20 protein-coding genes are annotated in these 22,602 nt (G+C 42.1%); 18 read left to right on the forward strand and 2 right to left on the reverse strand.

Features of this window, described 5'->3' with window-relative positions; all coding sequences use genetic code 11:
* Positions 1 to 152 precede the first annotated feature (152 nt).
* Both leuS and H9629_RS01045 read right to left on the reverse strand, forming a co-directional pair.
* Positions 153 to 2,774 carry a leucine--tRNA ligase gene (leuS, locus tag H9629_RS01040; RefSeq protein ID WP_064102270.1) on the reverse strand — a complete coding sequence of 874 codons (2,622 nt, stop codon included), beginning with the start codon at positions 2,772 to 2,774 and terminating at the stop codon, positions 153 to 155.
* 121 nt (positions 2,775 to 2,895) lie between these two features.
* Complete coding sequence (locus H9629_RS01045; protein ID WP_064094787.1) at positions 2,896 to 3,249, reverse strand: DUF4124 domain-containing protein; 354 nt, start codon at positions 3,247 to 3,249, stop codon at positions 2,896 to 2,898.
* Between the two features lie 684 nt (positions 3,250 to 3,933).
* Between H9629_RS01045 and H9629_RS01050 the strand changes: the two genes are divergently transcribed.
* From H9629_RS01050 to bamB, 18 genes are all read left to right on the forward strand, one after another.
* Positions 3,934 to 5,661: an acetolactate synthase 3 large subunit gene (locus H9629_RS01050; RefSeq protein ID WP_064102271.1), complete on the forward strand. Its 1,728-nt coding sequence runs from the start codon at positions 3,934 to 3,936 to the stop codon at positions 5,659 to 5,661.
* On the forward strand, positions 5,658 to 6,149 hold the full coding sequence (gene ilvN, locus H9629_RS01055; RefSeq protein WP_064094785.1) for an acetolactate synthase small subunit: 492 nt from the start codon (positions 5,658 to 5,660) through the stop codon (positions 6,147 to 6,149). The genes H9629_RS01050 and ilvN overlap by 4 nt, the downstream gene beginning before the upstream one ends.
* A 108-nt stretch (positions 6,150 to 6,257) precedes the next feature.
* Positions 6,258 to 7,274 (forward strand): ketol-acid reductoisomerase, encoded by a 1,017-nt coding sequence (ilvC, locus tag H9629_RS01060; protein ID WP_191730388.1) that lies wholly within the window; start codon positions 6,258 to 6,260, stop codon positions 7,272 to 7,274.
* A gap of 942 nt (positions 7,275 to 8,216) precedes the next feature.
* The gene (locus H9629_RS01065; RefSeq protein ID WP_225215684.1) at positions 8,217 to 8,687 is read left to right on the forward strand and encodes a hypothetical protein; all 471 of its coding nucleotides are present in this window, start codon (positions 8,217 to 8,219) and stop codon (positions 8,685 to 8,687) included.
* A gap of 114 nt (positions 8,688 to 8,801) precedes the next feature.
* Positions 8,802 to 9,503, forward strand: coding sequence for a fimbrial biogenesis chaperone (locus H9629_RS01070; RefSeq protein ID WP_064102273.1), 702 nt, complete (start codon positions 8,802 to 8,804; stop codon positions 9,501 to 9,503).
* Between the two features lie 41 nt (positions 9,504 to 9,544).
* The gene (locus H9629_RS01075; RefSeq protein WP_191730389.1) at positions 9,545 to 11,875 is read left to right on the forward strand and encodes a fimbria/pilus outer membrane usher protein; all 2,331 of its coding nucleotides are present in this window, start codon (positions 9,545 to 9,547) and stop codon (positions 11,873 to 11,875) included.
* Between the two features lie 8 nt (positions 11,876 to 11,883).
* Positions 11,884 to 12,291: a hypothetical protein gene (locus H9629_RS01080; protein WP_064095173.1), complete on the forward strand. Its 408-nt coding sequence runs from the start codon at positions 11,884 to 11,886 to the stop codon at positions 12,289 to 12,291.
* A gap of 252 nt (positions 12,292 to 12,543) precedes the next feature.
* Entirely contained in the window at positions 12,544 to 13,815 is a 1,272-nt protein-coding gene (locus H9629_RS01085) for a glycosyltransferase family 4 protein (protein WP_191730390.1), read from the forward strand.
* Positions 13,816 to 13,844: 29 nt separating this feature from the next.
* A complete protein-coding gene (locus H9629_RS01090; RefSeq protein WP_064102276.1) occupies positions 13,845 to 14,396 on the forward strand; it encodes a phosphatase PAP2 family protein in 552 nt (183 codons plus the stop codon).
* Positions 14,397 to 14,483: 87 nt separating this feature from the next.
* Positions 14,484 to 14,684: a Fe-S cluster assembly protein IscX gene (iscX, locus tag H9629_RS01095; protein WP_064094779.1), complete on the forward strand. Its 201-nt coding sequence runs from the start codon at positions 14,484 to 14,486 to the stop codon at positions 14,682 to 14,684.
* 109 nt (positions 14,685 to 14,793) lie between these two features.
* Positions 14,794 to 15,225, forward strand: coding sequence for a nucleoside-diphosphate kinase (ndk, locus tag H9629_RS01100; RefSeq protein WP_064094778.1), 432 nt, complete (start codon positions 14,794 to 14,796; stop codon positions 15,223 to 15,225).
* Positions 15,226 to 15,347: 122 nt separating this feature from the next.
* The gene (gene rlmN / locus H9629_RS01105; protein WP_191730391.1) at positions 15,348 to 16,583 is read left to right on the forward strand and encodes a 23S rRNA (adenine(2503)-C(2))-methyltransferase RlmN; all 1,236 of its coding nucleotides are present in this window, start codon (positions 15,348 to 15,350) and stop codon (positions 16,581 to 16,583) included.
* Positions 16,584 to 16,597: 14 nt separating this feature from the next.
* Positions 16,598 to 17,398 carry a type IV pilus biogenesis/stability protein PilW gene (pilW, locus tag H9629_RS01110; RefSeq protein WP_005261820.1) on the forward strand — a complete coding sequence of 267 codons (801 nt, stop codon included), beginning with the start codon at positions 16,598 to 16,600 and terminating at the stop codon, positions 17,396 to 17,398.
* Positions 17,389 to 18,180, forward strand: a complete 792-nt coding sequence (locus H9629_RS01115; RefSeq protein WP_191730392.1) for a helix-turn-helix domain-containing protein — start codon at positions 17,389 to 17,391, stop codon at positions 18,178 to 18,180. The genes pilW and H9629_RS01115 overlap by 10 nt, the downstream gene beginning before the upstream one ends.
* A gap of 23 nt (positions 18,181 to 18,203) precedes the next feature.
* Complete coding sequence (gene ispG / locus H9629_RS01120) at positions 18,204 to 19,325, forward strand: flavodoxin-dependent (E)-4-hydroxy-3-methylbut-2-enyl-diphosphate synthase (protein ID WP_064094775.1); 1,122 nt, start codon at positions 18,204 to 18,206, stop codon at positions 19,323 to 19,325.
* A gap of 3 nt (positions 19,326 to 19,328) precedes the next feature.
* Entirely contained in the window at positions 19,329 to 20,624 is a 1,296-nt protein-coding gene (gene hisS / locus H9629_RS01125) for a histidine--tRNA ligase (RefSeq protein WP_191730393.1), read from the forward strand.
* A gap of 30 nt (positions 20,625 to 20,654) precedes the next feature.
* The gene (locus H9629_RS01130; RefSeq protein WP_064094773.1) at positions 20,655 to 21,353 is read left to right on the forward strand and encodes a YfgM family protein; all 699 of its coding nucleotides are present in this window, start codon (positions 20,655 to 20,657) and stop codon (positions 21,351 to 21,353) included.
* Positions 21,350 to 22,498, forward strand: coding sequence for an outer membrane protein assembly factor BamB (bamB, locus tag H9629_RS01135; protein ID WP_064094772.1), 1,149 nt, complete (start codon positions 21,350 to 21,352; stop codon positions 22,496 to 22,498). Before H9629_RS01130 ends, bamB begins: the two co-directional genes overlap by 4 nt.
* Positions 22,499 to 22,602: the final 104 nt, after the last annotated feature.

Consider the following 22,602-nt stretch of genomic DNA (forward strand, 5'->3'; position numbering starts at 1 on the left):
TAAAGTCAAAGCCCGTTGACTGGCAACGGGCTTTGTTTGGGAATTGTTTTTTAATCCCTACCTTTTTCTAGGTAAAGATTAAATCCCTCCAAACCTCCCTTTAAAAAGGGAGGCTTTCCCCCTCTTTTTTAAAGAGGGGCTAGGGGAGATTTTTAAACCACCAAGTTCACTAATTTATTTGGTACTACAATTTCTTTCTTGGTTGGACCGGTCAAGAATTGTTGAACTTCAGGTAATGCTTTTGCTTGAGCTAGGATGTCATCTTTAGATGCATCAACAGACACTTCTAGTTTGCCACGAAGCTTACCGTTCACCTGAACTACGATAGTTTGCGTATTACGTGTTAATGCAGACTCATCCACAGATGGGAACAATACTTTTTCCAATTCGATGCCAAACTGAGCCAATAATGTTTGACTTAAGTGCGGTGCAAATGGCGCAAGCAATGTAAGAAGCGTTGTAATAGACTCACGTGCAACCGCTACATCATTGTCATCTTTCGCTTCAAACTTGTTGTTCGCGTTTAGAAGTTCCATCATCGCTGCAATGGCAGTGTTAAATGCATGACGACGTTCGATGTCATCACCCACTTTTTGGATAGTTTCGTGTGTTTTACGACGCAAGTCTTGCGCAGCAGTTGAAAGCGCAGCTTTGTCGATAGTTGATGCGTTGTTGCCTTTTTCAAGGAAGCCAGTCGCCAAACGCCATACACGTTTCAAGAAGCGGTTAGCACCTTCAACACCTGCATCAGACCATTCAAGTGACTGATCTGGTGGAGCTGCGAACATCATGAATACACGAGCGGTGTCCGCGCCGTATTGGTCAATGATTGATTGAGGGTCGATACCGTTGTTTTTCGACTTCGACATCTTCTCTTGACCGCCAACGACAACGTCTTGACCATCTTCTTTGTATTTCGCAGAAGTGATACGACCTTTTTCATCACGTTCAAGTTCGATATCGGCAGGGTTGAACCAAGTCTTCTTACCTGATTCAGCTTCGCGGTAATACGTATCAGCCAGCACCATACCTTGGGTTAACAAGTTGGTGAACGGTTCGTTGCCTTGTACCACGCCTTCATCACGCATCAGTTTGTGGAAGAAGCGTGCATAAAGCAAATGTAGAATCGCGTGTTCAACACCACCGATGTATTGGTTCACTGGAAGCCAAGTTTGACCTGCTTCAGGTTTTACCATGCCACCCGTAAAGTCTGGAGATGCATAACGTGCATAGTACCAAGAAGATTCTACGAAAGTATCCAGCGTATCTGTTTCACGACGTGCGTCGCCACCACAGCATGGACAAGTCGTTTCATAGAATTCAGGCATTTTGTTGAGTGGGTTACCTGAACCATCTGGAACAACGTCAGTTGGAAGAACCACTGGAAGTTGATCTTCAGGCACTGGTACTTGACCACAAGTGTCGCAGTTGATCATTGGAATTGGACAACCCCAATAACGCTGACGAGATACACCCCAGTCACGTAGACGGAATTGAACTTTTACATTGGCAAGTTCTTGAGGTTCCAGTTTTGCAAGGAAAGCATCAAATGCACCTTGGAAATCTAAACCGTCAAATTCGCCTGAATTAACCAGTTTGCCATCTTTAGAACCATACCATTCTTGCCATTCTGTCGCAGAGAACTCAGCGTCATCTGCGCCTTTGGCATCAATCACCTGTTTGATGGTCAGGCCATATTTATTGGCAAATTCGAAGTCACGTTCATCATGTGAAGGCACCGCCATCACCGCGCCTGAACCGTAAGACATCAATACATAGTTCGCGATCCAAACAGGAACTTCTTCACCAGTCACAGGGTGTTTTACAGAAAGACCTGTTGCCATGCCTTTCTTCTCGGCAGTCGCAAGGTCAGCTTCTGCCACAGAACCCATACGGCATTCTTCAATAAATGCAGTCAATTCAGGATTGTTTTCAGCTGCTTTAAGCGCCATGGGGTGTTCGGCTGCAACTGCAACATACGTCACACCCATTAATGTATCGGCACGTGTTGTGAAGACGGTTAAACCATCGGCATAGATTGCTGGATTTGCTGAAGGGAAGGTGATTTCCATACCCTGTGAGCGACCAATCCAGTTACGTTGCATGGTCAGAACTTGTTGTGGCCAGCCGTCTTTGAGTGTGTCTAAATCATCAAGTAATTCTTGCGCATAGTCGGTAATGCGGAAGTAGTACATTGGAATATCACGTTTTTCAACCAACGCACCTGAACGCCAGCCGCGACCATTTTCAACTTGTTCATTTGCAAGAACAGTTTGATCCACTGGATCCCAGTTCACGGTAGATAACTTGCGGTAGATCAGGCCTTTTTTATACAGCTGAACGAATAACCATTGTTCCCAGCGGTAGTATTCTGGTGTGCAGGTTGCGAATTCGCGATCCCAGTCCACTGCAAGACCTAACTTTTTCAACTGATTACGCATGTAATCAATGTTTTCAAAGGTCCATTTTGCAGGAGCAACCTGATGCGCAATTGCTGCGTTTTCCGCAGGTAGACCAAAAGCGTCCCAACCCATTGGTTGAAGCACAGTTTCACCTTTTAAACGATGGAAACGGCTGATCACGTCACCAATCGTATAGTTACGCACATGACCCATATGCAGTTTGCCACTTGGGTAAGGGAACATCGAGAGGATATAACGACGTGGACCTTCTACAGTGTCGGCAACTTTAAAGGCTTTGCGAGATTCCCAGTCCTGCTGGACTTGAGGCTCAATCGCACTGGCTTGATATTCTGAGTCAATGTGAGTAGTCATATACGTAATACAAGAGAACGGTTAAAAAATTATGAGGCACAGCATAGCGCAAAATGCACCTAAAAGTGAATTTTGCACCCGCATTTCCCGAAGAAAAATGACTGTTGTATAGAGGGATGCCTTATAAAGCGACTGCACGATTTTTAGATTGTTGCAATGCTTCATTGGCTTCGCGTTGCTGCTGGTCTTGATTCGCTGGAACTTGAGGTGATTGTTGCAGCTGTTCCTGAGTAATATTCTCGGTTTGTTCTACAGATTCAGCAGTTCTAGGCAGTGTTGGAGCTGAATTTTTCCAGCCATAGGTGTCTACTGTGGTGGCTTTCCTTGCGGATTTTGGTGGTGGGGTTTTGGTATAATGCGTGACACCTTTTGCATCGACCCATTTATGATACTGGATCGCGGAAGCGCTGCTGCTACAAACGATCAAAGAAACTGCACAACTCAGACTGAAGGCAGTTAAAAAAGATATTTTCATTGTTCTTGGGCCTCGTCTTTCTAGGCGTAATATACTGCAATTATTGTAATAATTTTTTAGTAAAAATGATGGATTTTTATCTGTTTTATTCACTATTAATTAAAAAAACCAGTACAAGCTTGAATTTAAATAATCATTAACAAATTTTCATATTCAAAATTTATTAATAAGCAGTTTACTTTGATTTAATAAAAATTCATTCATTTTTTTTATATAAGACATATTAAAAATTTATAAAAATAAACTATTAAGTATATGAATTATATTAAATTAATTGAGGTTGTAGGAAGCTGGGGAATGGCTGCAAGCAGTAATTGCTGTTAAAAACAGCAAATTTGAATGCTATAAGTACAGATTGCCTGTTTTTTAAACTTGACTTTAAAGCCTGAAAACACAAGAATGCTGCAATAGTTTTATATGCCTTAGATCGATCACCCTTCGACTAAGAGTCATTTCATGCAGTGGGCGATTTCTCTAGCCGAGAAATTGAACAAAGCTAAGCAAAATATGTTTATCCCAACATGTTTTAGGTCTCGTATTGCTCGAACAGCGAAGAGATCAGATTTTTTTCCTATTGCTATGAAAACTATGAAATTTGTGTGCTATAACAGTGCAGACAGTTAACAAATGAAACACTGCAAATGCCTCCCATTTGTGCAGTGAATAATATTAGGGTGAATCACGTTGGAACTTCTATCTGGTGGTGAAATGCTCGTTCGCGCATTAGCGGATGAAGGCGTTGAACATGTTTTTGGATACCCAGGCGGCGCAGTACTACATATTTACGACGCGCTATTTCAACAAGACAAAATCAATCATTACCTCGTACGTCACGAACAGGCTGCCGGCCACATGGCAGATGCCTACTCGCGCGTGACAGGTAAAACCGGTGTTGTGCTGGTGACTTCAGGTCCGGGCGCAACCAATACGGTAACCCCAATTGCAACAGCCTATATGGACTCAATCCCGATGGTGATTTTGTCTGGCCAGGTTGCGAGTCATCTGATTGGTGAAGATGCATTCCAGGAAACCGATATGGTCGGGATTTCCCGTCCGATCGTGAAGCATAGCTTCCAGGTGCGTCATGCCAGTGAAATTCCTGCGATTATCAAGAAAGCCTTTTATATCGCGTCCTCAGGCCGTCCAGGCCCGGTGGTGATCGATATTCCAAAGGATGCGACCAATCCTGCAGAAAAATTTGCTTACGAATACCCAGAAAAAGTGAAGATGCGTTCGTATCAACCACCGTTCCGTGGTCATTCGGGCCAAATTCGTAAAGCGATTGAAGAATTGATCAACGCTAAACGCCCCGTGATTTACTCTGGCGGTGGTGTGGTTCAGGGCAATGCTTCAGAACAATTGACAGAGCTAGCGCATTTATTGGGCTATCCAGTAACCAATACTTTGATGGGTCTTGGCGCATTCCCGGGTAATGATGAACAGTTCATCGGTATGTTGGGGATGCACGGCACTTATGAAGCCAACATGACCATGCACAATGCAGATGTGATTCTGTGTGTAGGTGCGCGTTTCGATGACCGTGTAACCAATAACCCTGCAAAATTCTGTCCAAATGCCAAAGTCATTCATATTGATATTGATCCGGCAACGATTTCAAAAACCATTATGGCGCATATCCCAATCGTGGGCGCTGTAGAGCCGGTATTGAATGAAATGCTGAACCAGTTGAAGCAGATGAATGTATCCAAGCCAAATCCTGAAGCGATTGCGGCATGGTGGAAACAGATCAATGAATGGCGCAAGGTTCATGGTGGTCGTTTTGAAGCGGGTACTAATGGCGTAATGAAGCCACAGCAAGTGGTTCAGGCATTGGACAAGGTAACCAATGGCGAAGCGATCATCACTTCTGACGTGGGTCAGCATCAGATGTTTGGTGCGATGTATTACAAGTACAAGCGTCCACGCCAATGGATCAACTCAGGTGGTCTAGGTACGATGGGTGTAGGTCTGCCATATGCGATGGCGGCGAAGCTTGCCTTCCCAGAACAGCAGGTGGTGTGTATTACTGGTGAAGCATCGATTCAGATGTGTATCCAGGAACTTTCGACCTGTAAGCAATATGGTCTGAACGTCAAAATCCTGTGCCTGAATAACCAGTCTTTAGGGATGGTGAAGCAATGGCAAGATATGAACTATGAGGGACGTCATTCAAGTTCTTATGTAGATTCATTGCCTGACTTTGCAAAGCTGATGGAAGCTTATGGCCATGTCGGCATTCAGATTGACCATGCAGACGAGCTTGAATCCAAGCTCGAAGAAGCGATGGCAATCAATGACAAATGCGTATTTATTAACGTAATGGTTGACCGTACCGAACACGTATATCCGATGCTGGTTGCAGGTCAGTCGATGCAGGATATGTGGTTGGCTAAAGGGGAGCGCACGAAATGAGACATATTATCTCTGTACTCGTAGAAAACGAATCAGGCGCGCTTTCCCGCCTCGTCGGCTTGTTCTCACAGCGTGGCTATAACATCGAAACATTGAATGTTGCCCCGACTGAAGATCCAACACTGTCACGTTTGACATTGACCACCTATGGCGATGATCACAAGATTGAGCAGATTACCAAGCAGCTTAACAAGCTGGTTGAGGTGGTAAAAGTAGTGGATCTGTCAGAAGGTGCGCACATTGAGCGTGAGCTGATGTTGATTAAAGTCAAGGCATTGGGTTCATCACGTGACGAAATCAAACGTACGGCGGATATTTTTCGCGGTCAGATTGTCGATGTAACACCAACGACCTATACCGTTCAAATTGCTGGTACGACTGAGAAAGTGGATGCGTTTATTGATGCACTTGCAGAACATACAATTTTAGAAGTTGTTCGTTCTGGTGTATCCGGTATCGCTCGCGGCGAAAAAGTATTAACTATCTAATTTTATAGTATTTCCTCATCTTTAAAAGAAGGGGTATCAGGCAGTGTTGTAAATACAAAGGTCACTGCCTGATTAAACAGACAAACAAGCATTCAAGCGGAGACAGCAATGCAAATTTTTTACGATAAAGACTGTGACTTATCTATTATCCAATCTAAGAAAGTAGCGATTATTGGTTACGGTTCACAAGGTCACGCTCACGCGCTTAACCTTAAAGATTCTGGCGTTGACGTAACTGTAGGTCTACGTGCGAACTCTACTTCTTGGAAAAAAGCTGAAAATTCAGGTCTTAAAGTTGCTGAAGTTGCTGCTGCTGTTGCGCAAGCTGACGTAGTTATGATTTTGACTCCAGATGAGTTTCAAGCTCAACTTTATCGTGACGAAATTGAGCCTAACATCAAAGAAGGCGCGACTCTTGCATTTGCTCACGGTTTCTCAATTCTTTACAACCAAGTTGTTCCACGTAAAGACCTTGACGTAATCATGGTTGCACCGAAAGCGCCTGGTCACACTGTACGTTCTGAATACCAACGTGGTTCAGGTGTTCCTGACCTTATCGCGGTTCACCAAGATGCTTCTGGTAATGCACGTAACGTTGCACTTTCTTACGCTTCAGGCGTAGGTGGTGGTCGTACTGGTATTATCGAAACTTCATTCCGTGAAGAAACTGAAACTGACTTATTCGGTGAGCAAGCAGTTCTTTGTGGTGGTGCAGTTGAACTTGTTAAAATGGGCTTCGAAACTCTTGTTGAAGCTGGTTATGCTCCAGAAATGGCGTACTTCGAATGTCTACACGAACTTAAATTGATCGTTGACTTAATGTTCGAAGGCGGTATCGCGGACATGAACTACTCAGTATCTAACAACGCTGAATACGGCGAATATGTAACGGGTACTGAAGTAATCAACGAACAGTCTCGTGAAGCAATGCGTAATGCACTTAAACGTATCCAATCTGGTGAATATGCGAAGATGTTCATCCAAGAAGGTGCGTTGAACTACCCATCTATGACTGCTCGTCGTCGTCAAAACGCTGCTCACGGTATCGAAGTAACGGGTAACAAGTTACGTGCAATGATGCCATGGATCCAAGCAAACAAAATCGTAGACAAAGAAAAGAACTAAGGTTTCGTGCCTTAAAAAGAGGAAAGCAGCGCTTTCCTCTTTTTTCGTACCTTGGATCCAAGCAAACAAAATCGCTGATAAAGAGAAAAACTAATTTCTCGCATCAATTGATTTTGAATGCGAAAAACCCACTCTTTTAGAGTGGGTTTTTTTATACCTAGCATTGCGTGTCTTTTGCTCCAGGCAAAGCAATGCTTTTTGATAGTGAAAGAGAAGCTTTTTTGATTTCATGTTAAGTAAGCGAAAGTAAGATGAATTAAAATAATAAAATTTTGAATAAGGTTGTAATAAATTAATTGAGAAGTAGCTACTATCTTGATTAATTCAAGTGAATAATGATTAACCTGAGGATAATGAAATAAAATCGCGTATTAGACTTTTTAATTAAAAAATCATTTGAGATTTAATATTACTTGGGTAGAATTATTAGGAGAGAAGGAAGCCAAGATTTTAAAATCAGATTTTATTTGAAAACTAATTAAAAAATATCTCTATAATCAAAATTTATATTGGATTTAATTGTAAATTGTAAGACTTTGTAAAATTTAAAAATGAGATTAATGTAATCAGATAATTTTATTTAAAATAATATAAATATCAATATTTTATATTTTTAAAATGCGATTCTAAGAAAATCATTCTTATATATAATATATAGATATAAATTTAACAGGATTATAGTTGTTTTATATATATCTTTGTAAAAAAAGAATTTTTAATAAAAATTTAAAAAATATAGTATAAGCAAATGTAGTGTGAATAATAGAGCTTCTATATGTTTTTTAATGAAAAATAATAAGATGGCTGCACGCCTACAGTAACATTACTCATAATAATAAGAGTCCAAAATGTAAGCGTAAAACTTAATAAATATATTCTTCCAAAAAGGAATGGAGCATACTTATGAATAAAATAACTCAAGTAGTATTAGCCACCGTAGTATTGAGCTTTGGTTTAGGTTCAACAGCAGTTTATGCAAATCAGACTGCAGGAAAACCGGGTTCCCAAACACCACATAAGCCAGGCAAACATGGATGTGGAGATAAGTGTGACGGAAAAATTGATATTGTCCTGGAAGTTCCAAGACATTGTGATTTGGATGTGGAAACACCACAATTGACGCTTGCGCAAACAACGGGAGGTAACTGGAGCGATGCAGGTTTCTTTAATGTAAGCACAAATGCTCCTTATCGATTAAATATTAATGCACCAAATAATTTGCGCAGTGGTCAGAACTCTGTACCTGTATCTGTGACGACTACACGTGGTGGACGGGCTTATTCTGGAGCTCAATCAAGTACTAAAGGGCAAGCTCATCGTTGGGATGTAGCAGCTACAGTGGCTGGTAGTGCGATTGCAGCAGCTGATGCGGGTACTTATCGTGGCACATATAATGTCGAAGTTCGATTCTAATAATAAGAAATTTACTCTTAATAAGTATTGAACGGATAGGAGATGTGTGAATCATCTCCTATTTTAATAATTTTTTTATTGAATAATAACTATAATAAGTTTTTGGAGTAAAAAATGCATAAAAAAATAATTGGATTTTTATTATTATTGTTATGTAGTGCTACTCTCTCTGCGGGAATAAAGTTTAGTCCAATCCAGTTATATATTGAAAATTCTAAAAAACAGAGAAGTACAACGGTTAATATTGAGAGTACAGGGTTAAGATATTCAAAAATATATGAAATTTCTGCATTTAAATGGCAACAGAATGAAAGGGGGGATGATGTTCTCGTTGAAGATAAAACATTATTATTTAATCCAAGAACCTTTGAGTTAAAGCCGGAAAGCAAACAGATAGTCCGGATCGGATTTAGTCAGCCACTTACAGGTACTGAAAAGCAGCAAGCATGGAGAGTTATTTTTAAAGAAGTTACACCTGTAGAAGACACTTCATCGATCAACTTTTTATTTAATTTTTCCTTGCCGCTTTTTACAGAAAAACACTCAGCACCACAACTTAATGTAAATCTGGAAAAGGTAAATGGTTTAGCTTATTTAAAAGTAGGAAATAAAGCCAAATCACATGCAAAAATTGTAGAGGTTATAGTATTAGATAATCTGAATAATGAAGTATTAAAAAAAGATTTTACCCAATATGTTTTGAGTGGGAATGAAATTAAATTTGAAATTGGGGAAATAAAAACTACTGGAAATCTGAAGTTGAAAATAAAAGTAGAAGAATATGGGGAATATTTAGAATACCCTATCAGTGCTTAGAACGGATTGGCAAAAGAATAAAAATAGTCAAAGGAAGTGCTATGAGAGCCACTAAAATTCTTATGATGATAGTCTGTGGTATTGGGGTGACGCCTGTAAAAGCAAATACTAGTCCGGTACAAGGCCAGACAAAAGATCCGGAAATGTTAATCGTAAATATATGGATAAATGGCCTGGATTATAAAACTGAAGCAATTACTTTCACGGAGGACAGGAAAAAATTTATTGAATGTGATCCCTTGCATAACCTAGGAATTAAAGTAGAAAATTTTCAACGCCATTTAAAGAAAAAAGATTTCTGTTTAATCACTCAAACAGGAATTACAGTAGAGGATGACTATAGCCTTCAGGCAATTAAAATTAATTTTCCAGTCAGCTATTTTGAAGATCAGGCTTATGATCTAGAAGTATTGCAGCCCGCAAAGGCGGATTTTGGGGGATTCATTAACTATAATTTATTCTACAGTAGAGATAGTCGTGATCAGGAATTTAATACATTTTCAGAAGTTGGAGTATTTAAAGATTACTGGTTATTTAAAAATGCCTTTTTATATCGGAATGAACCTGAAGGCCAAGAAAAGAAATTCTTAAGAGTAAGAAGTAGTTTGGACTTTGAATTTCCTGAAAGGTTTTTAAGATTAACACTAGGGGATACCACCAGTCCTTATAATACTTTAAATAGTTCCTTTCGTTTTGGAGGTTTAAGTCTTGGGACCATTTATACTGATCGTCCAGATTTTGTTTACTGGAATATCCCTGCTTTGAATGGCAGTGCCAGCCTACCTTCAACTATAGATTTATATATTAATGGCATAAATTTATATAAAGATTCAGTTGTACCAGGTAATTATAATCTGCCCGCAGGCTCAATTGTAAATCAGGCAGGCGATGCGCAAATTGTGGTGGAGGATATTTTAGGGAATAAAACAGTTAGAAGCTTCCCTGTATATATTAATAACCGTTTATTAAAGCCTAGACTCAATGAATATAATATTTCCTTGGGAAAGCTAAGATATAATTATGATTATGTTGATAATGATTATCGCGAGTTTTTTACTAAACTGTTTTTCCGGAGAGGACTTACCTTTTCAACTACCTTGGGTGGAGATCTTTTATATAGTGAGAAAGTAAGTAACTTTGACTTGTTATGGACCCAAGGGGTGAGTAAGTATTTTTTGCTGGATACGGCATTTTCAGTAAGTAAAGATGATAAGGAAAACCAGCGGGGCTATGCAGGATCTGTTGCCATAACACGGGATTTTGAAAACTGGTCATTAGGGATTAATAGCCGGTATTTTACTAAAAAATATGAATACTTAAGTGAGGATGATTACAGTTCTAATCTTAAAACTTCAGATATTATCTATTTTAATTTTTCTAATTTAAAAATTATTGACAGTTTAAATCTCAGTTATATTCAGCAGTCAAGTTACGCTACTGAAGATTTTTTCGAAGATGATCGTAAAATTTTTGATATTAGAGCATCAAAAAAACTAACAGATAATTTATATACAAGTTTTGGTTTTTTTAAGGACTTTGGAGAAGGTGATGATGGAGGGTTTAACATTGCTTTTTCTTACGATTGGGAGGGGAAAGGTCAAGTTTATCTAGATCATGATACTGATAATAATGAAACTGGCTTAAGTTATAGTAGAAGAACCATGACTCAAAATGGTTTCGATTATGTTCTCGGAGTAAATCAGCGCGATAATGAAGTTAATTATAATGCCTATGGTTTATGGAAAACCAGCATCGGGAATTTGCAGCTGTCACATGATGAGTTTGAAGACCAGCGCAATTCACAGGCCGTGTTTGACGGGGCCTTAGTTTGGTTGGGGAATAAGGTAGCATTTACCAAATATGCAGATAATGCCTTTGCATTGGTCAATGTAGATCAGCATCCAGAGTTAGATATCTATCGTTCTGCCACTTTGGTAGGAAGTACCAATAATAACGGTTATATGTTTATACATAATATTATTCCTTATATTAATTATGATATTTCTTTTGACCATAACCAATTGTCGATGGAAGAAACTTTTACACATTCTTCCAAGAAAATAATTGGCCTGGATCAACGCGGATATAAATTAGATTTCCCTATTCATAAAACCAAGCGGATTCCATTAAGAATAAAAGACTTTAAACAAAATAATTTAATAGCAGGTTCAGAAGTGGTGGTTGAGGGCTTAAGCAGTGATCCATCTTTTGTGGACAGTCAGGGGATTGTCTATTTATATCTGATTCAACCCGGCCAATACCGGCTTAAAATAAAAACACAAGGTGGCCAGCAATGCCAGGCTCAATTGATTGTTCCTCAAAATCAATTTCAAAATTCAGAAAATCAAATTTTGGAAACCATATGCAGATAGGTGTAAAAATGAAAAAACTTTTTTTATTTATTCTAGTGAGCATGGGGGGGATCGCGAATGCCCAACATTGCTCAATTGATGGATTTACGAATCCGGAATTGCGTCTGGCGAGTTACCAGCGTAGTCAGTCCGCCACCTCATTTAATATTTCATGCGATACTGGCTATTCGATCCTGTTTAATAGTCAGAATCTGGTCAGTTCAAGTGGTGTGAGCTATGTTTCCAATGGTCCTTATAAATTGCGTACCAAATTAAATTTGACCGGCGCCAACAGTAATTTGTGGGGGGTGAGGCTCAATCAGGGGGCAGCCCAGCGACAAAAATACATTGTTTCAGTTCAGCTTGAGGATAATCCTTTAAATGGAGTTCCCGCAGGCAGATACAGCGATCGGGTTTCGATAGATATTTCCTTCTAGTTTTCACAGGCTGTTGCTCTTGAAATAAGATCATAACTGGTGCACTTCATTTGAGGTGGGCATCAGGTTGAAATACAGATTTATATAATAATGCGTTCCTATGGCGAGTGAGATTAATTTGATAGAGATTTATTTATTGATCCGCTTAATAGTTTTAAAAATAATCCTCTTTTCCTTTTCTTTTTATGATTCATAAGTTGGTCATATCTTCTGCTTATAGTGGATCAAATATACAAATAAAATAGGTGCGAGATGCAACCCATGTCCATCTCAGAATTATTAAAGCAACAGCCTGTTATTCAAAAAATCCGGTTTGATTTAAAACAACAACGTAAACAGTCTACTCATGACAAAATGGTCTTAGACGATCTGACCCGTTCCCGTTTGAAAATTGCCATTGTTACTGAAACCTGGCCTCCTGAAATCAATGGCGTTGCCCACGCGTTATTACAACTTTGCAAAGGATTGCAAAAGCAGGGACATAAGATTTTATTAATTCGTCCTGAACAACATCACGTCTGTACCGAATTCAAACCATATAACGAATGTTTGGTTAAGGCACATTGCATTCCCAAGTACAGCAATTTGCAGTTTGGCAGACTACAATTCCTGAAAATTCATCAAGCTGTTGAAGCTTTTGCACCGGATATTATTCATATTGTGACTGAGGGACCTTTAGGATTAGCGGCTCAGCAGCTTGCAAAATTTCATAAAATTCCAGTATCTAGCGGATTTCATTCGTCATTTCAGGAGTTCAGCCGGTTTTTTGATCTGGTTTTTTTGCTTAAACCCATTCAGGGCTATTTAAAGTGGTTTCATAACAATACTGACTTAACCTGTGTCCCAAGTCGGGATACTGCTCAAGCCTTAAAGCAGTTTGACATATCCTGTCCAGTGGCAATCGTAGGCAGAGGTGTTGATCCAGATACATTTTCACCAAAGTGGCGCTCATCGGATTTGCGTTATGCTTGGGGAGTCTCAGGCGATACCCGTGTGATGCTGTATGTTGGGCGGCTCTCGCCTGAAAAGGAAATTGACGTGCTGATCAAAACCTACTTTGTTCTGCGCCAGCTTCACCAGCAAGATATACGTTTGGTGGTTGTGGGAGATGGACCAGACCGGACCCGACTGCAACAGCTGAATCAGGATGGCAGCATTCTTTTTACTGGCAGCTTAACCGGGAAAAACCTGTCTGAAGTTTATGCCAGTGCCGATGTTTTCTGTTTTGCCAGTCAGGTAGAAACCTTTGGAAATGTGGTGCTGGAAGCGATGGCCAGTGGTTTGCCGGTGATTGCTTATGATTATGCCTGTGCAAATTTACATGTGCGACATGGTCAAACAGGATGGTTAAGCAGGCTTGGCAACCAGCAGGATTTTATCCAGCAGTTGCTTGGATTACCTGATCTGTACAGATTGCGACAGATGGGCGTACAAGCACGTAAAAAGGCAGAAACGGTCGGCTGGCAGTATCCTGTCCGGCAGTTTGAACAAGCATTGTATTCACTGGTACGGCATCAGGAATAAAATATATAAAACAAGAAAGGAGCAACAGTGTGAAACTCCAGAATGTAAAAATTAAGTTTTTGGCAATTGATTTAAAAGGCTGTGTCTATCTGAATCATTTTTCGCATTCAGCACGAATTGCTACTTTTTTTAAAATTATTAGTCGCTTAGGGAATGGCGCATTTTGGTATTTCATGCTGTTACTGGTTTGGATCATGCAAGGCCTGATCTATACCTCACAAATTGTTTATCTAATTCTGGGAAGCACCGTAGCGACTATCATTTACAAGATGCTAAAAATTAAAACGGTGAGACCACGTCCTTATCAGGTGCATCAGGTCATCCGTCTAGGTGAACATCCTCTGGACCATTTTAGTTTTCCCTCCGGGCATACCTTGCATGCTGTCATGGCAACCACTGTTTTAGGCTATGTCGCCCCTTTATTGCTGATGCTGATGTTGCCTTTTACAGTTCTGGTCGCAGTGTCCAGAATGGTGTTGGGCTTGCACTATCCAAGTGATGTCGTGGTTGGGGCTATTCTGGGTGGCATGATGGCAATTACCATTGTCCTGACTGCACCTTATTTAAATATTGTGTTGTAAAAATAAATGAAAGCCGGGACAAAGGCTCGCAGATTTTTACAGATTTGTTAAAGTACAGCATCAAAGCAATTATGGTGAGAAATAGAGATGGGTTTACGTTGGACAGATACTCTCGATATCGCGATTGAACTCTACGAAGCGCATCCTGATGTGGACCCGCAGTGGGTTCGTTTTACCGATTTACATGCCTGGGTATGTGCCTTGCCTGAATTTGAAGATGATCCGACCAAGTCGACTGAAGGTCTGCTGGAAGCTATTCAAATGGCATGGATTGACGAGGCACGCTAAGCCCTCATCTTAAAAAAGCATTTTTTTACAGATGAAAAGCAGAAAAATGCGCATTATCTCGGTATAATGCGCCAAAATTTCATGTCAACAATTGACTTAAGGAGCCATCATGGCTATCGAACGTACTTTATCTATCGTTAAACCAGACGCAGTTGCTAAAAACCACATCGGCGACATCTTTGCTCGTTTTGAAAAAGCTGGTCTTCAAATTGTTGCAACTAAAATGAAACATTTGACTCAAGCTGAAGCTGAAGGCTTCTACGCTGAGCATAAAGAACGTGGTTTCTTTGCTGACCTAGTTGCATTCATGACTTCTGGTCCAGTGGTTGTTTCAGTTCTTGAAGGCGAAAATGCTGTCCTTGCTCACCGTGACATCCTTGGCGCGACAAATCCTAAAGAAGCTGCTCCTGGTACAATCCGTGCAGATTTCGCTGTAAGCATCGACGAAAATGCTGCTCACGGTTCTGACTCTGTAGCATCTGCTGACCGCGAAATTAACTACTTCTTCGCGCAAACTGAGATTGCTCCACGTACTCGTTAATTCGCAGTATTCAAGCCAGATAAGTGTTATTATACTTATCTGGTTTTTTTATTCTCTGAATAATTCTTTGCTCACATATTGAGCTTCTCCTTTCATCTTTAGGCATGGTTTAGGTAATACACATGAGTACTGAAGTCGTCGCTGTATCTGCAGTTTCAGCTGCACAGCAACCATCTCCGTCCACTCCGGCACAGCAAAATGCTGTAGAAAAAGTGAACCTACTCGGCATGTCTCGTCCGCAAATGGAGAAATTCTTTGAGGATATGGGTGAGAAGAAGTTCCGTGCCGGGCAAGTCATGAAATGGATTCACCAGTTCTTCGTGACCGATTTTGCTGAAATGACCAATATTTCCGGCAAACTGCGTGAAAAACTGGAAAAGATTTGTGAAATTAAAGCACCGGAAGTGGTGCATAAAAACTATTCCAAAGATGGAACCCGTAAATGGGTATTCCGTGTTGGCGATGGCGAAGGTTCTCTTGTTGAAACGGTACTGATTCCTGCTGAACATCGCAGTGGTTTACGTCGCACTTTGTGTATTTCGTCACAAGTAGGCTGTGCACTGGACTGTTCATTCTGTTCGACCGGTAAACAGGGTTTTCAGCGCGATTTGACCCAGGCGGAAATTATCGGTCAGCTCTGGATGGCGAATTATTCCTATATGGAAGATGTGCCTGTACTTGAACGTGAACGCTCAGTCACAAACGTGGTGATGATGGGCATGGGCGAGCCATTGCTCAACTACGATGCAGTATTGAATTCAATGCGCGTTATGCTGGATGACTTTGCCTACGGCATGTCAAAACGTCGTGTGACTTTATCGACTTCTGGGGTGGTGCCGAAAATCGATCAGATGGTCAAAGATATTGATGTGGCGCTGGCTATTTCATTGCATGCGCCAAATAATGAACTGCGTAACGAGCTGGTGCCGATCAATAAAAAATATCCGCTTGAGCAGCTGATTGCTGCATGTCAGCGTTATATTGCCAAAGATGGGAATGAAAGTTCACGTAAACATGTGACAATTGAATATGTGATGTTAGATGGCGTGAATGATCATCCTGAACATGCTCAACAAATGATTAAGCTGTTGAAGAATTTGCCAAGCAAGATTAATTTGATTCCTTTTAATCCGTTCCCGCATGCGCCATATGGCCGCTCAAGCCGCAACCGGATTATTTCTTTCCAAAAAACTTTGTCTGATGCCGGTTTTGTGTGTACGATTCGTCAGACACGCGGTGATGACATTGATGCCGCGTGCGGACAGTTAGTCGGACAAGTTGCTGACCGTACCCGTCGTGCGGAACAGTGGAAAAAGAAAATTGCGCAATCGAATGAGATCATGCGCTCACAAGGATAATAAGAGGTCGCCAGTTGAGAAATCTAACATCAAAGTTTGCTTTGATTTCAACAGTATGTGTGTCTTTGGTTTTAGTCGCGTGTCAGACGCCGGATCTGGGTCAGAAAGACCCTGAAAAGGCCACCAAAGTCCGTACCCAATTGGCGGTAGAATATCTGAGAACAGGTGACCTGGATGCAGCCAAACGCGCGCTGGATCAGGCACTTGAGACTACTCCGCGCGATTCTCAAGCAAATATGATGATGGGCGTGCTACTGCAACAGGAAGGTAGTAAGCTTAATCTCGAAAAAGCAGATCATTATTTCAAGCGTGCGATTTCGGCCGATCCGAAAAATGCGCAGGCGCGAAATAATTACGGCACATATTTATATCAGCTTGAACGCTATAATGATGCGATCGAGCAGTTTCAAATTGCTGGTGCCACGTTGGGTTATGATCAGCGATTCCGCGCACTGGAAAATATGGGGCGGATTTACCTGAAACTGGGTGATACAGCAAATGCTGAAAAATCATTCAAACAGGCGCTGCAAGCCAATCGCGATTCTTATATTTCAATGTTAGAGTTGGCAGAAATATTTTATTTGAACCAGCAGTTCCCGGCGGCGACACAAATGTATCAACAGTTTGTGCGTGGTGTGGGGCAGAAAAATCAGGGTGCCCGTGCACTCTGGATTGGCATTCGCACTGCGCGTGCCGGAGGTGATCAGTTGGGTATGCAGGTATTGGTCAACCAGTTACGTGCACTCTTTCCTGAAAGCCAGGAATACCAACGTTATTTGCAATTACAGTACAGTACTGAGGCCGTATGGAAGTAAATCCTAATTCACCATCGAATCATTCGAGCGTAGCTCCAAATGCGTTAGGAAATATTCAACGTCCGGGCGAGTACTTGCGCCAGATTCGTATCAATCAGCAACGCAATCTGGAAGATGTAGCGAAAGAGTTGAATATTCCGCTCAAAACCCTGACTGCGCTGGAACAGGACGAATATAAGTCTTTGCCTGAAGCGACCTTCATTAAAGGTTATTACCGGACTTATGCCAAATTTCTGGGTGTTGATGCTTCAAGCATTATTCAGCGTTTTGATGAAATTTATACCAATGATACCGGGTTGCTGCCGAATCATGCCCTGAACAATTCTCCTATTAAAATTATGGGGAAATTACCAGGCTCCAAGCGGGACCGCAATCGTAAGTGGTTAAAGCGCATTTTTATTACGCTGGTAGTGCTACTGATTTTGGGTGCACTTTTTGCCATGATTCAGAACTGGTCAAGTAGTAATTCACAAAATAGCAGTGAAGTCTCTGGAGTGGGCACTTCTAATGTCGAGATTCTGAATCTGGATACAGGTAACGCGCTTTCGGGCGACCAGCTGAAACTTGAGTTTAAGCGTCCGACCTCTGTGCATATTGTGGACTCGGCGGGCAATGTTCTAGCAACTGGCCGTCAGGCATCAAGCTTGCAGCTAAATGGTGAAGCACCATTCCAGATTCGTCTGGATGATGCCTCGGCTGTATCGCTCAGTTTGAATAATGAAAATATTTCATTGTCACCCTACACTGTGAACGGAAAAGCAGAATTCCGTTTATCACCTTAACAGATCAAGAGTAGAGCAGAACAATGATCATAAATCCAATTAAACGTCGTCCAACACGTAAAATTCGTGTGGGTTCAGTTTATGTGGGTGGTGATGCACCAATCAGTATCCAGTCCATGACCAATACTGAAACCTGTGATGTGGCAGCTACGGTTGCACAGATCCAGCGCTGCGTCGATGCTGGTGCGGATATTATGCGGGTTTCTGTGCCAACGATGGAAGCGGCAGCGGCATTTGGTGAAATTCGCAAGCAGGTCAATGTGCCTTTGGTCGCCGATATTCACTTTGATTATAAAATTGCTTTGGCAGTTGCCGATTTGGGTGCAGACTGCCTGCGGATTAACCCGGGCAATATCGGTTCTGAAGCGAAAATTCGTGAAGTCGTGGCCGCAGCACGTCATAACGACATTTCCATGCGAATCGGTGTCAATGCCGGCTCACTGGAAAAAGATATTCAAAAGAAATATGGCGAGCCGACTGGTCAGGCACTGCTTGAATCTGCGATGCGCCATATCGATATTTTAGACCGTCTGGATTTCCAGGAATTCAAAATTTCAGTCAAAGCATCGAATGTATTCCTGACCATGGATGCGTATCGTTTGCTGTCACAGCAAATTGATAATCCGCTCCATCTGGGTGTCACGGAAGCGGGTATTTACCGTACCGGTTCGGTTAAATCTGCGATCGCTTTGGGTGGCCTGCTGATGGAAGGCATTGGCGATACCATGCGTATTTCCTTAGCTGCCGAGCCTGAAGAAGAAATTAAAATCGGTTTTGATATTCTGAAATCGCTGGGTCTGCGCTCCAACGGGATTAACTTCATTGCCTGCCCAAGCTGTTCACGTCAGGAATTTAATGTGATTTCGGTGATGCAGCAACTTGAAGAGCGTTTAGAAGATATTCGTACTCCAATGGATGTCTCTGTCATTGGCTGTAAGGTCAATGGGCCGGGTGAAGCCAAAGAAGCTGATATTGGTGTGGTAGGTGCAAGTCCGCGTTCACTGGTGTACCGTAATGGTGAAAAGAGTCATTTAATTGACACGAATCAATTGGTTGATGAAATCGAAACCATGGTTCGTCAACGTGTTTCCGAGCTTGAAGAAGCTAAATCTAAAGAAATTATTCGTACAAGTTTTCCTGAGTAGATCATGAGTTCAATCGTCGCAATCAAAGGTTTTAATGACATTCTCCCAACGCAAACCCCAGCTTGGAGACGTCTTGAACAGCATCTATCCGGTTTGATGGATGCCTATGGCTATCAACAAATCCGTTTGCCTATGGTTGAGCAGACCAATCTGTTCAAACGTTCGATCGGTGATGCAACCGATATCGTTGAAAAAGAAATGTATACCTTCCTCGACAAGGGTAATCCGCCTGAGTCGTTGACGCTGCGTCCTGAAGGGACGGCGGGTTGTGTGCGTGCCATGCTGGAGCATAACCTGCTGCGCGGTGCGACGCCTCGCGTCTGGTATATCGGACCCATGTTCCGTTATGAAAAACCGCAAAAAGGCCGTTACCGTCAGTTCCACCAGTTTGGTGTAGAAACGTTTGGTGTGGCAACGCCAGATATGGATGCAGAACTGATTCTGATGACGGCGCGTCTGTGGAAACGTATGGGTGTGGCAGACAAGGTTCAGCTTGAGTTAAATACACTCGGTGAGTTGGATGAGCGTGCAGCATATCGTGCGGCACTGGTTGAATTTTTAGAGTCACATAAAGCGGATCTGGATGAAGATTCACAACGCCGTCTGACTACCAATCCACTGCGTATTCTGGATTCTAAAGATGCCAAAACACAAAGTATCTTGGAAAATGCACCGAAACTGCATGACTTTATGGGTGAAGAAACGCTGGCGCATTTTGCCCAGTTACAACAGTACTTGACCGATGCAGGCATCAGTTTTGTGATCAATCAAAAACTGGTACGTGGTCTGGACTATTACAACAAAACTGTTTTTGAATGGACCACAACCCATTTGGGTTCACAGGGTACGGTATGTGCCGGTGGCCGTTATGACGGTCTGGTGGGACAACTTAAAGGCAAGCCTGATCAATCTGTCCCTGCTGTTGGTTTTGCCATGGGGATTGAACGTTTATTGCTTCTGCTGGAACAGGTTGAAAACAATACCCCGACACGTGATTGTGAAGTATTTCTGGTGGCTGAACCGGCTTCTCAAGGTAAAGCTTTGGTCATTGCAGAACAGATTCGGGATCAGCTGGAAGCAGCGGGCAGTCAGATTCGACTGAAAGTGGGCTCCCAGGGTTCAATGAAATCGCAAATGAAAAAGGCCGATCAGGCGGGCGCTTTATACGCGGCAATTTTAGGGGAACGTGAACTGGAAGCTCAGGCATTTACCGTGAAAGAGCTGGCAACTGCAGAGCAATCGAATGTGCCATTTACGGACTTCGTTGCATTTTTTAGTACTAAAATTTCTTCAAAATAATCGATAAAACATTAGGAAAAGGGTAATCTCATGAGCGCAATGAGTGGTGATGAACAATTTGAAAGCTTAAAATCCTTTACGAAGAAATATGGTTCTTCGATGATTACCGGGATTTTAATTGCGCTGATTGCCTTTTTCGGATGGGAATATTGGCAGAAGAAAAACCTGGCAGAGTCGCAAATGAACACTGCCAGAGTTCAGCAGTTGATGGATGATGCACAGGCATCGAAAGGCGATGGTTTTGCTCAGCTGTCTGAAACTGCAGATAAAATTGTCAAGGAAGCCCCTGATTCAGCGCAGGCGATTCAGACCCAACTGGTGATGGCAAAACTGGCTTATGACAAAGAAGATTATGCTGCGGCCGAGAAAGCGCTACAGAAAGTTGAAAACTCGAAAGTAGACGATAAAGGCCTGGTTCAGGTAGTCAAACTTCGTCTGGCTTATGCACAATTGGCGCAGAAAAAATATGATGCTGCATTAAAAACTTTAGAAGCAGTGACTGAGCCTGCATTCAAAGCAACCGCCGATGAAGCTCGTGGCGATATCTATGTTGCCAAAAATGATATTGAAAATGCTAAAAAAGTATATCAAAGTGCATGGGATGCTTTGATTGAACGTAAAGAAGAACGTCAGATTTTACAGATGAAGCTCGAAAGCGTAGGCGTATTGGTCGATGATCCGGAAATCGAACGCCCAATTATAGAAACACAAGCGGAAGAAGCTGAATGAATAGAAAATACAAAATTACCTGTGCCTTGACTGTTTTAACGCTTGCACTGGCTGGCTGTGCAGGTAAAACCAATAAAGTTCCAGAAGTAAAACCGAATCCACTTCCAAAACTGACCCAAGCCAAAACACTGGTGCCCGTATTTTCCACTAGTGTGGCTGCGACAGAGGCTGCCGATCCATTACGTTTGCGTCTGGATGCAGATAATGGCGTGGTTTTTGCGATAGATCCAAAAGGTGAGGTTTCTGCTTTTAATGGTAAGCAGCGTCTGTGGCAGAAAAAAGTCAGCAAAGATGGTTTAAGTTCCGGTGTGGAAGCAGCTGAGGGAATCGTGGTTGTCGGTAACCAGAAAGGCCAGCTTTTTGCACTGGACCAGCAAACTGGTGAACAAAAATGGACTGCGCAATTGACCGGTGCCTTACTGGCACCCTCATTAATTCATGCCGGGCGTGTCATTAGCGTGACCAATGACGGTACTGTGTATGCGCATGAAATCGCGACAGGCGCACAAGTCTGGACTTATAATTTGCCTAATGTACAATTCAGCCTGCGCGGCATGGCTGCACCGGTTGCATTAGATGCGCGTAATGTGCTGATAGGCTCTTCCAATGCTTACATCTATGTGCTGGATGCCTTAAGTGGTATACCGAAATTACAGCGCCGTGTAGCAGTGTCTGACGGGCGTTCTGATATCCAGCGTCTGGTGGATATTGATGGTGAACCAGTGGTTGCAGGCCAGTTTGTGGTGACTACTAGCTATCAAGGTCAGGTGACTGTACTGGATCTGGCTTCACAACAGGTGGTCTGGAGTGAAGATGCCAGCAGTATCCAGCGTCCAGAAGTTGTGGGTAATGGTGTATTTGTGGCGCAAACTGATGGCAAAATCAAAGCCTTTGAGATTACTTCAGGTCAACTTCTTTGGGAAAATGACCAGCTGCTGAATCGCAAGTTAAGTAACCCGGTGATGCTGGGTACTGACTTGGTGGTCGGCGATCTGGATGGCGTTTTGCACCTGATTGATCCGCGTACCGGACAGATAACCGGTCGTGCAAAAACTTCTGGAGAAGTGCGTAACTTACGCGTCATCGACAACCAGCTGTATGTTTCCACACGCAAGGGCGCATTAAGCATTTGGCAGAACCGTTAATTTTAACGAGCCTTATGCTAAACTAGCCACAACCGTATTTTTTGAACGCGGGGTGATTGAAAAATCAATGCCCCGTGTTTTTATTTAGGGTATTTACCCCTTAT

The sequence above is a fragment of the Acinetobacter pecorum genome, from assembly GCF_014837015.1.
Classification (GTDB): Bacteria; Pseudomonadota; Gammaproteobacteria; order Pseudomonadales; family Moraxellaceae; genus Acinetobacter; species Acinetobacter pecorum.